The following is a 12,673-nucleotide window of genomic DNA, read 5'->3' as shown; positions in this document are numbered from 1 at the left end:
CCAAGGCCTGTCATCCTGAGGCCCAGGCGCGCCGGACTGGCCGGTCCACAGGACTTCGCGGGCCGAAGGATCCAGCGGCGGACACGTACAAGCTTGGGCGCGGTAGCGGTCACTGTAGCCCGAGGCCTCGGCTGCGGTGGGGCCCTCACCCGGCCGCGCTGACACGCGTGCCACCCTCTCCCACAAACAGCGTGGGAGAGGGGGTACACTTCGAGTCGAGTGCGTGAGCCCGGCCGCAGCGCCGTCGAATTCTCCCCTCTCCCGGCGCAGTTTGCCGGGGGAGAGGCCGGGAGAGGGGGGCGGCCCGGCATGCGCCGATGTCAGCCCGATCCGGCAGCAGTTCTCCCCCTCTCCCGCTTGCGGGAGAGGGGGCCGGGGGGAGAGGGCAGCCGGGGACTGCGCCGGACCGGCCGAAGCGCACCGTGTCCTCGTCGCGGAACCGCCGAGGCCTGGGTCCGGCGACCGCTGCCGCGCCCAGGCTGAGAAGTGTCCTGGGTTAGATCCTTCGGCTCGCGAGGGGATCTACTGCGGGCGAGTGCGGCGCGCCTGGGCCTCAGGATGACAGGCCGCGGTGGACGTTCCAGGGTGATGCGTTTAGGGAAGACCCGGGCAGGGCTCCAACACAGAACGAAGCACAGGTGAGAATTCTCTTCGTCGCAGACGTCATCGGCTCGCCGGGGCGGCGCACGCTTACGCAGCTGGTGCGTCTCGTTCGCAAGGACGTGAACGCCGGCCTCGTCGTGGCCAACGGCGAGAACTCCGCGGGCGGGTTCGGCATCACGCCCGAGATCGTCCGCGAGTTCCTGGACGTGGGCGTGGACGTGATCACCACCGGCAACCACGTGTGGGACAAGAAGGAAATCCTGCCGCTGCTCAAGAGCGAGCCGCGGCTGCTCCGCCCCCACAACTACCCGCCCGGCAACCCGGGCCGCGGCTCCGTCGTCGTGGAGAGCAACGGGGTGCGCGTGGCGGTGCTCAACCTGCAGGGGCGCACCTTCATGTCGCCCATCGACGATCCATTTCGCGCCGCCGACGCGCTGCTGGCGGAGCTGAAGGGGCAGGCGGACGTGGTGGTCGTGGAGTTCCACGCCGAGGCGACCAGCGAAAAGCAGGCGTTCGCGCGCTACCTGGACGGCCGCGTGGCCGCCGTGGTGGGCACCCACACCCACGTACAGACGGCGGACGAGCGCATTCTTCCCAAGGGCACGGCCCGCATCACCGACCTGGGGATGACCGGGGGGATGGACGGCATCATCGGGATGAAGTGGGAGCTTTCCGTGGAGCGCCAGCTGACCCTCACCCGCGGCGAGCGGCTGCAGCCGGCGGACGGCGACCTGACGCTGCAGGGCGCGGTGGTGGACGTGGACCCCGCCACCGGGCTTGCGAGGTCCATCGAGCGGGTGAACGTTCCCTACGAGCGCGTGCTCCAGGGCGAATTCAAAAAGAAATAGCGTGGCCAGGATCATCGACGGGGCAGCCATCGCGCGTGACATCCGCGCCGAGGTGGCGGCCGAGGTAGCGCAGCTTCGCGCGGCGGGCACGGTTCCCGGGCTGGCGGTGGTGCTGGTGGGCGCCGACCCCGCCAGCGAGGTGTACGTGCGCAGCAAGGCGCGGGCATGCCAGGAAGCCGGCATGCTCTCGCGCGTCCTTCACCTGCCGGCGGAGACCTCCGCCGACGAGCTGCTGGGCACCATCGACGGCCTGAACGCCGATCCCGACATCCACGGCATCCTGGTGCAGCTCCCGCTGCCACCGCACCTGAACAGCAAGATGTTCCTGGAGCGGGTGAACCCCGCCAAGGACGTGGACGGCTTTCATCCCACCAACGTGGGCCGCGCCTTCGTGGGCGATCCAACGGGCTTCGTTCCCGCGACGCCGGAGGGGATCATGGAGCTGCTGCGGCGCGAGCGCATCGACACGCACGGCAAGCACGTGGTGATCGTCGGCCGCAGCCTGATCGTCAGCAAGCCGCTGGCGTCGCTGCTGATGGCGCCGGGTCCCAACGCTACGGTCACCCTCTGCCACCGCCACACGGCGGACCTGGGGCTGCACACCCGGATGGCCGACATCCTCGTCGTCGCCGTCGGCAAGCCGGGGCTGATCACCGCCGACATGGTGAAGCCCGGCGCCGTGGTCATCGACGTGGGCGTGACCCGCGTGGACGATCCCGCGTCGCCGAAGGGCTACTCGCTGCATGGCGACGTAGACTTCCAGGCGGTGTCGGAAAAAGCCTCCGCCATCACGCCCGTTCCCGGCGGCGTGGGGCCGATGACCATCGCCATGCTGCTGCGCAACGCATCCACGGCGGCGCTGCGCGCGCACGAGCGGCGCGCCGCCCGCAAGCCCGCGGGGGCCCGGTGAGCTGGGACCTCTTCAGCTCCGCCGCGGCGGACAAGAAGCCGGGGCTGAACGAGACGGCCAACGAGGACGTGGCGCGCCGCGTGGCCGCCCGCCAGGCCGACGCAGGCTTTCTGGACGACGACGCGGACGATTTCGCGCGTCCCTCCCCCCGTCAGGCGCCGGAGGGCGGATGGACGCCGTCCACGCTGAACGCGGCCGCGCGGCACCTGATCGAGGGGATGTTTCCCGCGCTCTGGGTCTCCGGCGAGGTAAGCAACTTCACCAAGGCGCGCTCCGGGCACTGCTACTTCACCCTGCGCGACGCCGGCTCACAGATCCGCTGCGTGATGTGGCGCGACGATGCGCGGCGCCTGCCCACGCAGCCCACCGAGGGGATGGAGGTGCGCGCCCTGGGGCGGCTGACCATCTACGAGGGGCGCGGCGAGTTCCAGCTGTCCGTCGCCGAGCTGGAGGCGAAGGGCGAGGGGCTGTGGAAGCTGGCGTTCGACAAGCTGCGGACCAAGCTGGAGGTGGAGGGGCTCACCTCCCCGGTCCGCAAGCGCGCGCTGCCGCCCTACCCGGCGTGCGTGGGCGTGGTCACCTCGTCCGCGGGCGCGGCGCTCCACGACATCGTTTCCGTCATCCGCCGCCGCGCTCCGTGGACCCGCATCGTGCTTTCCGCGGCGCGCGTGCAGGGGGAGGGCGCGGCGGAGGAGGTGGCGCGCGCCATCCGCCTGATCGCCCGTGCCGGCTGCGCAGACGTGCTGATCGTGGGGCGGGGCGGGGGATCGACGGAAGACCTGTGGGCCTTCAACGAAGAGGCCGTCGCGCGCGCCATCGCCGAATCGCCCGTGCCCGTGATCTCCGCGGTGGGCCACGAGACGGATTATACCATCGCCGACCTGGTGGCCGACCTTCGCGCCCCCACTCCCTCCGCCGCCGCCGAGGCGGCGGTGCCGGACCGGGTGTCTCTCGCGCGCGGGCTGGCGGACCTGCGCGAGCGGATGCTGCGCTGCACGCGCGAGCGGGTGGAGAACTGCCGCGAAAGCCTGTTCGAGGCGCGGCTGGACCTGGGTGACGCCGGCGACCGCATCGTCGCCGCGCGGCGCGAGCGCGTGGCGGGGATCGCCGGGCGGCTGCACGCCCTCTCCCCGTTGTCGACGCTGGCCCGCGGCTTCGCCGTGCCGCTGGACCCGTCCGGCCGCGTGCTGCGCCGGGTAGCCGACTTCCGCCCCGGCCAGGAGTTCCGCGTTCGCCTGGCGGACGGCTCCGTCCAGGCCCGCGTGCGAGAAGACCCCGCCGCCTGATCCCCTTCCGGAGGGACGACGGACTTTCGTTTACGGTGTGCACTTGTGCGCTGGACGGGATTCGTGCATCCTCGTGCACGCCACGCCGACCCTGATCCATCGACGTTCCCTCGATGACCGCGTACCGCCCCGAAAACCCGCTGATCGTGCAGGGCGACCACACCGTGCTGGTGGAGGTCGACAACCCGCGCTATCCCGAAGCCCGCGACCGGCTTGCGCGCTTCGCCGAGCTGGTGAAGTCGCCCGAGCACATCCACACCTATCGCGTAAGCCCGCTCTCCGTGTGGAACGCGTGCTCCGTGGGCGTGGACGCGGACGACATCACCGCCACGCTGCGCGACCTTTCCAAGTATCCCGTTCCGGGGCACGTGGAGACGTCCGTTCGCGACCTGGCCTCGCGGTACGGGCGCCTGACGCTGCGCCGCGATGCCGACGGACTGGTGCTGGAGGCCGCGGACGATCTCCTGATGGAAGAGGTGTCGCGCCGCGCCCGCGTCCAAGCCCTGCTGGGGGAGCGGCTTTCGGCGACGGCCTTTCGCGTGTACCCCGACGACCGCGGGCGGCTGAAGCAGGAGCTGGTGAAGGCGGGCTATCCCGCCGAGGACCTGGCCGGCTACACCCCGGGCGAGCCGCTGGCGATCGCTCTCCGCCCGGTGACCCGCGGTGGAGCCGCGTTCGAGCTTCGCGAATATCAGCAGAGCGCCGCGACGGCCTTCCACGCATCAGGGTCGGCCCGTGGCGGCTCGGGGGTGGTGGTGCTTCCCTGCGGGGCGGGCAAGACCATCGTGGGCATGGCGGCCATGGCCCAGGTGGGTGCATCGACCCTCATCCTGACGACGAGCGTCACCTCCGTGCGCCAGTGGGTGAGGGAGCTGCTGGACAAGACCTCGCTGCACGAAGACCAGGTGGGCGAGTACAGCGGCGGCACCAAGGAGGTGCGGCCGGTGACCGTCGCCACGTACCAGATCCTCACGCACCGCAACGGCAAGGAGGCGGATTTCACGCACCTGAAGCTGTTCGACGAGCGCGACTGGGGGCTGATCGTCTACGACGAGGTGCACCTGCTTCCCGCGCCCGTCTTCCAGGTGACCGCCGGGCTGCAAGCGCGCCGCCGGCTGGGGCTTACGGCCACGCTGGTGCGCGAGGACGGGCACGAGGACGACGTGTTCGCGCTGATCGGCCCCAAGAAGGCCGACGTTCCGTGGAAGGTGCTGGAGGGGCAGGGGTGGATCGCCAGCGCCACCTGCACGGAGGTGCGCGTTCCCATGTCGCGCGACGTGCGGATGGAATACGCCGTCGCCGGCCGGCGGGAGCAGTTCCGCATCGCCTCCGAGAACCCCGCCAAGGCCGAGGTGGTGCGGGCCATCCTCCAGCAGCACGAGGGCGAGCCGGCGCTGGTCATCGGCATGTACCTGGACCAGCTGAAGGAGATCGCGCGCGACCTGGACGTGCCCATCCTCACGGGATCCACCGGGCAGGCGAAGCGCGACCGCATCTACGAGGACTTCCGCGACGGGAAGATCCCCGTGCTGGCCGTTTCCAAGGTGGCGAATTTCGCCGTGGACCTGCCCGATGCGTCGCTGGCCATCCAGGTCTCCGGCACCTTCGGCTCGCGGCAGGAAGAGGCACAGCGGCTGGGCCGCATCCTTCGGCCCAAGGCGGGCGGCAACCAGGCGCACTTCTACACGCTCGTCTCGCACGAAACGGTGGAGCAGGAGTTCGCGATGAACCGCCAGCTGTTCCTGTGCGAGCAGGGGTACGAGTACCACATCGCCGACGCGGACGAGGTGCTGCGGTGAAGTACTTTCCCACCGACTGGAGCGAGGCCCTGGACCAGCTTCCCCGCTACCTGGCCCTTTCGCCTGGCGCGCGCCGGGTGGTGCTGGCGATGCGGCCGTCCCAGGGTGCCGGGCCCACGGCCCTTGGGCCCTTTCGCGACGAGCTGCTTGAGTCGGGGTTCGTCGTTCCCAAGGGCTCCGGGGCCACCGTGATCCCGGCGGACGCCGTCCGGGTAGTCCACACCGTCCTGCGCGCGGCCGACCGGCGCCGGCTGTGGGACGATCCGACGCCCGGCGCGCTGATGGGATACGTGGAGGAGCACTTCACGACGGAGGAGATGCACGCGACCTCCGGGCTGCGGGGATGGAACTTCGCCGCCGACCGCGCCGACCTGACGCACATGGTTACCTCCGTGGAGTGGGTCGAAAGCTTCCTCCTCGCCGATACCCGGAAGGCGGCGAGGGCGTGGGAGTCGGCACACGCGGCGGGGAGCGAGCGCCGGCGGTTCGACGATCAGCACTCCTGGGTGGCCACGCGCCGGGTCGTCGAAAGCCTGTTGGCGGCCCCCGCGCCGGTTCCGCTGGCGAGCCTGGCCGGGCACGTACCCGATGTGCAGACCAGGGACGTGGCGACGGGGCTGGAGGCCGCGCTGCGCTACCTGCTCGTCTTCCTCTCCCTGCGCGGGCCGGAGTGCGAGCCGGTGGTGTGGGTGTGGCCGCAGGTTCGGGCGCGCCTGGGCGCGCCGCCCCCGGAGCGGCCGGAAGCGGTGGAGCCGGCGGAAAGCTTCGAGGCCGCCTGGCTGATGGAAGACATGACGGCCGTGCTGGCGCAGGCCGCGGGCGAGCCCATCCGGCTGCGCGGCAGCGACCAGGCCATCTTCGCGGCGGCCCGCAAGGCCATCGAGGAGCGGATGATCACCGTTCCGGACTGGACGGAGATCGACGGTCTCGAAGCGGAAAAGCGCGTGGAGCACGCCGCCGACGTCCTGCGGCTGGCCGGGTACGCGCGCAGAAGCGGCCGCTCGGGCCAGGACCTGTCGCTGGAACCCACGAAGGCGGGGATGGAGTGGCTTGCCGCGTCTACCCGGGACCGCCTGGCCGCGCTGGTGGACCTGATTCGCACGTCCAAGGCGCGCCGGCCGGGCACCTGGTACGAAGAGGAGGGGTTCGAGTTCTTTCCGGTGCGGCTCAGCGCCGACCTTCCGAAGACGATGGACCTGCGGAAGTGGCTGACGGAGTCGTTCCTGGGGCTGCCGGGCGAACCCGTGCGCGTCCTGGATTTCCTGGCGTACGCCTCCGAGCGGGAGAACCCGTTTCTGGAGGCCCTTCGCGATGGCACGCCGCTGCGGATCCCGTGGCATGGCCGCCGCCCCACGCGGCACGATTGGGAGCGGCTCTGGGGGCAGATCCTCCTGCAGTTCCTCAACGACCGCCTGGCCCCGCTGGGTGGAGCGCGCATGGGCCGCACCGCCGACGGCTGGCTGACGTTCGTGCTGACCGATGCCGGGCGCTACCTGCTTGGTGCCGCCAAGACGTTCGCGTACGGCACCGACGCGCAGGCGGAGGTGATCGTGCAGCCCAACTTCGACGTCGTGTTCCTGGCCGCCGATCCGCGGCTGGAGGCGCAGTTCGCGCGGCTGGCCCAGCGCGTGGGCACCGGTCCGGGGGTGATGTTCCGCCTGACGCGCGCCTCCGTCCTGGCTGCGGCGGAGAGCGGGATCAGCGCGGCGCAGTTGCTCGACACCCTGCGCGCCGCGTCGTCGCGCGCGCTGCCCGCCAACGTGGAGCGCCAGGTGAGCGACTGGCTGGGTGCCGTCCGGCGGGTTCAGCTTCGTCCCACGCTGCTGCTGGAATGCCCCGATCCCGAGACGGCGGCGCGGGCGATGTCCGCGGCCGGAAAGCAGGTTCGCGCCATCACCGAGACGGTGCTGGAGCTGCCCGGTGCGACGACCAAGGACCGCAATGCACTGGTGAAGAAGCTCCGCGCGCAGGGCGTTTTCGTCAGCTGATCAAGAGGCTCGCGACAGGCGGGTCACGCGGAGGCGCGTAGAACGCGGAGGAACGGCGGAATCGCCGCGTCCTCCGCGTTTCCGCGTGAGGCGGGCTTCTTAGACTGGAACCGCGGGGTGCGGGGCCGTATTCTTCCCGCTCCGGACCATGCAGGCGAACGAAGGAGAGCATCGGTGGTGATGATGGAAAACGCGACGCAGGAAAATCCCGGCTTCGAAGCCGCGTTGAACCGGCTGAACGAGATCGTGGCCCGCATCGAGGGCGAGTCGCTGGAACTGGACGACTCCCTCGCGCTGTTCGAGGAGGGTGTCCGCCTGCTCCGCCACGCCGAGAGCGTCCTGGAAGGCGCCGACCACCGCATCCGCCAGCTGCTGGACGACGGCAAGGGCGGGCACCGCTTTGCGGACGTGCCCGAGCAGCCGTGACGGATTCCCGGACCGACGCGGCCGCGGACTTCGACCTCGGCGCGTTCCTGGAGCGCGAGCGGGAGCGCATCAACGCGGTGCTGAACGGCCTCGCCCCCACGCTGGCGGAGGGCGCGCCGGCCGCGCTGGGCGACCCCGTGCTGTATGCGCTCGCCACGCCTGGCAAGCGCCTGCGCCCCATCCTCTGCGTCTCCGCGTGGCGCGTCGTCCGCCCGGGAGACGCGCCGGGGGCCGTCTACCGGCTGGCCTGCGCGCTGGAGATCGTGCACACCTACTCGCTGGTGCACGACGACCTCCCCTGCATGGACGACGACGCGTTGCGGCGCGGCCGGCCGACGGTGCACGTCACCTTCACCCCCGGCGCAGCCCTGCTTGCCGGCGCCGCGCTGATCCCCGCGGCCGTCCGCGTGATGGACGATGCTGGGTGCGAGTTGGAACTCGATGCGCCGGCCCGCGGACGGCTGGCCATCGAACTCTGCCGGGCGGGCGGGGCGCTGGGGATGGTCGGCGGGCAGCTGCTGGACCTGGAGGGTGAGGCAGCGGGAGACGTTGATGCGGACGGCCTGGAGCGCATCCACCGCCACAAGACCGGCGCCCTGCTCGCCGCGTCGCTGCGCATCGGCGCGCTGGCGGCGGGGATGGACGATGCGCGGCTGGAGGCGCTGACGGAGTACGGCCGCGAGCTGGGGCTGGCGTTTCAGATCGTCGACGACGTGCTGGACGTCACAGCGAGCGACGACGCGCTGGGGAAGACGCCGGGCAAAGACGCGGAGGCGGGCAAGGCCACGTATCCCTCGCTCTTCGGCCTCGAGCGGGCGAGGGAGATGGCGCGCGAGCGGGTGAGCCGGGCGCTGGACGCGCTGCGCCGGGCGGGGATCCGCTCGCCTGAGCTGGAGGCGCTGGCGGCCTACGTGCTGGAGCGCGACCGGTGAACGAACTGCGCGAGTTCTTTGGGCCCGTGGTGTCATGGAACCCGCCGCTCGCCCTGGCGCTGCTGGCGATGCTCACGGCGCAGGGCTTCAAGTTCATCCGCGCGTTCTTCACCCGCCGCCGTCCGGACTTCACGCGGCTGATCGGGACGGGGGGGATGCCGTCCGCCCACTCGGCATCGGTGACGGCGCTGTCGACGGCGGTGGGAATCGGCCACGGGTGGAACACGCCGCTGTTCGGCGCGGTCGCGTTCTTCTCACTGATCACCATGTACGACGCCACGGGCATCCGCCGGGCCGCCGGCAAGCAGGCCCGCGCCCTCAACCGCCTGGTCGACGACCTGCGCCACCACCACACCATCGACAGCGAGCGCCTGGCGGAGCTGCTGGGCCACACCCCGTTGGAGGTGCTGGTCGGCGCGCTGTACGGCGCCCTGCTCGCCTTTCTCCTTCACCCGTAGGACGTCGCGGTCGCCGTTGCCGCGTAAGAGCGGGTAAACCCGCCGCTGGGAAAGCGGAAAGCCCCGGCTCGGGCCGCTGTCGCGTCCCGCCCGGGGCTTCACCTGCACGCGCGGAACTGCCGCAGTGCGATCGAATTCTCCCCTCTCCCGCTTGCAGGAGCGGGGCCGGGGGTGAGGGTAGCCGGGGCTGCGCCGGCCCGACCGCAGCGCATCTGACCTTGTCTGCCCAATCACCAGCATCGGCGGATGCGCATGGCACTGGCTCCCTTCCCCCGCGGCAGTTTGCGGGGGAAGGGCTGGGCATGGGGGGCGCCCGAGCCGCACCAAACCCAGTCGAACCTTCCCGGCAGGCCTCCACCACCTCACCGCGCCCGTAGCAGCGAACCCACCCATTTCCGCGGGCCGCTATTGACGGCCCGCGGTTTGCTTTGTACGATAAAGTGAGCGCGACGAGGGTGGCCGGGCGTTCTCACGGCAATTTCCGCCGAACCCGGTGCAAAGGTTGGCCGAGCGCCGCTCAGCGGATAAATTGGACGAGGTCGGCGCGTGAGATGCCGGGCCGGCCATCCTGACCGAATCAGAACGAGGAGCCGCAAGTGGCGCTTCTGGATAGAATAAAGGGCCCCGACGACGTTCGCGCGCTCCCCGAGGGCGAGCTTCCCGCGCTGTGCCGCGAGGTGCGCGACCGCATCATCGACGTGGTCTCGCGACACAAGGGCGCCCACTTCGGCAGCAACCTGGGCACGGTGGAGCTCACCGTCGCCCTGCACCGCGTCTTCGACACGCCGCGCGACCAGCTGATCTGGGACGTGGGCCACCAGGCCTATCCCCACAAGATCCTCACCGGGCGCAACGACCGGATGGAATCCATCCGCAAGCGCCACGGGCTGTCGGGCTTCCTGCGCCGAGACGAGAGCGAGTACGACGTCTTCGGCGCCGGGCACGCGGGCACCTCCATCTCCGCCGCCGTGGGCGTGGCCGCCGCGCGCGACATCAAGGGTGAGGACTACGAAGCGATCGCGGTCATCGGCGACGGCAGCATGACCTGCGGGCTGCCGTACGAGGCACTCAACAACGCCGGCCACACCGACCGCGACCTCATCGTCGTCCTGAACGACAACGAGATGTCCATCTCCCCCAACGTGGGGGCGCTGCACAAGTACCTGGGCATCCACAAGCGCGTCACCGACGTGCGCACCTCGCCGCTGTACAACCGCATCCGCGACGAGGTGAAGCGCATCGTGCACGCGGCGCCCCGGCTGGGCACCGTGGGCGAGATGGTGGAGCACTTCGCCGTCCGCGCCGACGACGCGCTGAAGGGGATGTTCGTTCCCGGCATGCTCTTCGAGGAGCTTGGCTTTCGCTACGTGGGGCCCGTGGACGGGCACGACATCAACGCCCTGGTCCGCACCTTCGAGCAGGTGAAGCGGATGAAGGGCCCGCGCCTCGTCCACGTGCTGACCACCAAGGGCAAGGGCTTCGCCCCCGCCGAGGCCGACCAGGTGAAGTGGCACGCCGCCGCCCTGTTCGACAAGGAAACCGGCGCGCCGCTCAAGAAGTCCGCCGCGGGCGGGATGCCGCGCTTTCAGCAGGTGTTCGGCGAGGCGCTGACGGAGCTGGCGCGCGACGACCAGGACGTGGTCGCCATCACTGCCGCCATGGCCACGGGGACGGGGACGGACATCTTCGAGAAGGAGCACCCGGACCGCTTCTTCGACGTCGGGATCGCCGAGGGGCACGGGGTGACCTTCGCGGCCGGGCTGGCGACGCAGGGGATCAAGCCCGTCGTGGCCATCTACTCGACGTTCCTGCAGCGGGCGTTCGACTCCATCGTGCACGACGTGGCGCTCCAGGACCTGCCCGTCATCTTCGTGATGGACCGCGCAGGCATCGCGGGCGACGACGGGGCCACGCACCACGGCGGCATCGACATCGGCTACATGCTGTCGATCCCGGGGATGACCGTCACCGCGCCGCGCGACGCCGACGAGCTGATCGGGCTGATGAAGACGGCGCTCTCGTGGGACCGCGGCCCGTTCAGCATCCGCATCCCCCGCGAGCTGGTGCCCGCGCTGCCCAAGCCGGTGGCGGAGGTCCCGGCCATCCCGCACGGCACCTGGGAGACGATGCGGCAGGGGCGCGACCTGGCCATCCTGGCGACCGGCACCATGGTGCTCCCCGCCGTCGCTGCAGCGGAGGCGCTGCAGCGCGAGGGGATTTCCGCCACGGTGGTGGACTGCCGCTTCATCAAGCCGCTCGACGAGGCCGCGCTGGAGCGCCTGTTCCCGCACCACCGCGCCGTGCTGACGGTGGAGGAGGGGACCGTGGTGAACGGCTTCGGCGCGTACGTGCGCAAGGCCATCGACGATCGCTGGCCGGAAGTGCATGGCGCCTCGATGGGCCTGCCCGACCTGTTCGTGGAGCACGGGGAGCGCGCCGAACTGCTCGCGGAGCTGGGACTGACGCCGGAGGGGATCGTCGCGCGTGCCCGGGTGCTGCTGGGCCGGCCTCTGCGCTCCCTGGCCGAGACGGCGTGAGCGCCCCGCCCGTGACGCGCCGCGTGGGCGTCGTCGGACATTCGGACTACGCGCTGCTGAAGGAAACCCTCGCCCGCCTGGCGGATTTCGCCGGGCGGGAGGGGGTTTCGCTCTTCTACGAGCCGCCGCTGCGCGAGCACGTGGGCGACGGGCAGGAGCTTACGGTCGACGCGTGCCACCGCCTGGACCTGCTGCTGACGCTGGGCGGGGACGGTACTCTGCTGCGCGGGGCGCGGATGGTGGCGCGCGAGGGCGTGCCCGTCCTGGGGGTGAACCTGGGGCACCTGGGATTCCTGACCTCCGCGCCGCGGGACGAGATGGAAGCGGGACTCTCTCGCTGGCTTGCGGGGGAGTTCTCCATCGACGAGCGCCTGGTGCTGCTGGTGCACACCGAGACAGCGGAGGGCGAGCGGGGCAGGGACCACCTGGCGCTGAACGACGCGGTGCTCCACAAGGGCGGCGCCGCGCGTGTGATCCGGCTGAGCATGACGGCCACGCGCGACGTCGTCGGCAGCTACAGCGCCGACGGGATCATCCTCGCCACGCCCACGGGATCGACGGCGTACTCGCTTTCCGCTGGCGGCCCCATCGTCTCACCGACGGTAGACTGCATCATCGCCACGCCCATTTGCCCGCACACGCTCGGCGTCCGCCCGTTGATCCTGCCCGCGGACGAAACGGTGACGGTGGAGGTGCTCTCGCCCACGCAGGAGCTGCTGCTGACCATCGACGGCCAGGAAAGCGAGACGCTGGTCCCCGGCCAGCGCGTTGTCGTGCGCCGCGCGCCGCAGCCCGTGCGCCTGGTGCGCTTCCCCGGGCAGACCTTCTTCTCCACCCTCCGCCGCAAGCTCAAGTGGGGGGATTTGGCGGAGCGGGAGTAGGCACT

The 12,673-nt window shown here is 71.0% G+C and carries 10 protein-coding genes; all 10 read left to right on the top strand.

What is annotated here, in order from left to right:
• Positions 1-638 precede the first annotated feature (638 nt).
• The 10 genes from VGB24_RS03435 to VGB24_RS03390 all read left to right on the top strand — a co-directional run bounded on the left by VGB24_RS03435 (position 639) and on the right by VGB24_RS03390 (position 12,668).
• Complete coding sequence (locus VGB24_RS03435) at positions 639-1,451, top strand: TIGR00282 family metallophosphoesterase (protein ID WP_331071559.1); 813 nt, start codon at positions 639-641, stop codon at positions 1,449-1,451.
• A 1-nt stretch (position 1,452) separates the two neighbouring features.
• Positions 1,453-2,361, top strand: coding sequence for a bifunctional methylenetetrahydrofolate dehydrogenase/methenyltetrahydrofolate cyclohydrolase FolD (gene folD / locus VGB24_RS03430; protein WP_331071558.1), 909 nt, complete (start codon positions 1,453-1,455; stop codon positions 2,359-2,361).
• Positions 2,358-3,647 carry an exodeoxyribonuclease VII large subunit gene (gene xseA / locus VGB24_RS03425; RefSeq protein WP_331071557.1) on the top strand — a complete coding sequence of 430 codons (1,290 nt, stop codon included), beginning with the start codon at positions 2,358-2,360 and terminating at the stop codon, positions 3,645-3,647. The genes folD and xseA overlap by 4 nt, the downstream gene beginning before the upstream one ends.
• A gap of 113 nt (positions 3,648-3,760) precedes the next feature.
• Positions 3,761-5,446 (top strand): DNA repair helicase XPB, encoded by a 1,686-nt coding sequence (locus VGB24_RS03420; RefSeq protein WP_331071556.1) that lies wholly within the window; start codon positions 3,761-3,763, stop codon positions 5,444-5,446.
• A complete protein-coding gene (locus tag VGB24_RS03415) occupies positions 5,443-7,434 on the top strand; it encodes a helicase-associated domain-containing protein (RefSeq protein WP_331071555.1) in 1,992 nt (663 codons plus the stop codon). The genes VGB24_RS03420 and VGB24_RS03415 overlap by 4 nt, the downstream gene beginning before the upstream one ends.
• Positions 7,435-7,614: 180 nt before the next feature.
• Positions 7,615-7,860: an exodeoxyribonuclease VII small subunit gene (gene xseB, locus VGB24_RS03410; protein WP_331071560.1), complete on the top strand. Its 246-nt coding sequence runs from the start codon at positions 7,615-7,617 to the stop codon at positions 7,858-7,860.
• The gene (locus VGB24_RS03405) at positions 7,857-8,792 is read left to right on the top strand and encodes a farnesyl diphosphate synthase (RefSeq protein WP_331071554.1); all 936 of its coding nucleotides are present in this window, start codon (positions 7,857-7,859) and stop codon (positions 8,790-8,792) included. Before xseB ends, VGB24_RS03405 begins: the two co-directional genes overlap by 4 nt.
• Positions 8,789-9,250: a divergent PAP2 family protein gene (locus VGB24_RS03400; protein WP_331071553.1), complete on the top strand. Its 462-nt coding sequence runs from the start codon at positions 8,789-8,791 to the stop codon at positions 9,248-9,250. The genes VGB24_RS03405 and VGB24_RS03400 overlap by 4 nt, the downstream gene beginning before the upstream one ends.
• 596 nt (positions 9,251-9,846) lie before the next feature.
• Positions 9,847-11,787, top strand: a complete 1,941-nt coding sequence (gene dxs, locus VGB24_RS03395; RefSeq protein WP_331071552.1) for a 1-deoxy-D-xylulose-5-phosphate synthase — start codon at positions 9,847-9,849, stop codon at positions 11,785-11,787.
• Positions 11,784-12,668, top strand: a complete 885-nt coding sequence (locus VGB24_RS03390) for an NAD(+)/NADH kinase (protein ID WP_331071551.1) — start codon at positions 11,784-11,786, stop codon at positions 12,666-12,668. Before dxs ends, VGB24_RS03390 begins: the two co-directional genes overlap by 4 nt.
• Positions 12,669-12,673: the final 5 nt, after the last annotated feature.

It is taken from the genome of Longimicrobium sp. (assembly GCF_036399935.1).
GTDB lineage: Bacteria > Gemmatimonadota > Gemmatimonadetes > Longimicrobiales > Longimicrobiaceae > Longimicrobium.
The sequence above is the reverse complement of the archived record's forward strand: the minus strand, read 5'-3'. Positions and strand labels throughout refer to the sequence as shown.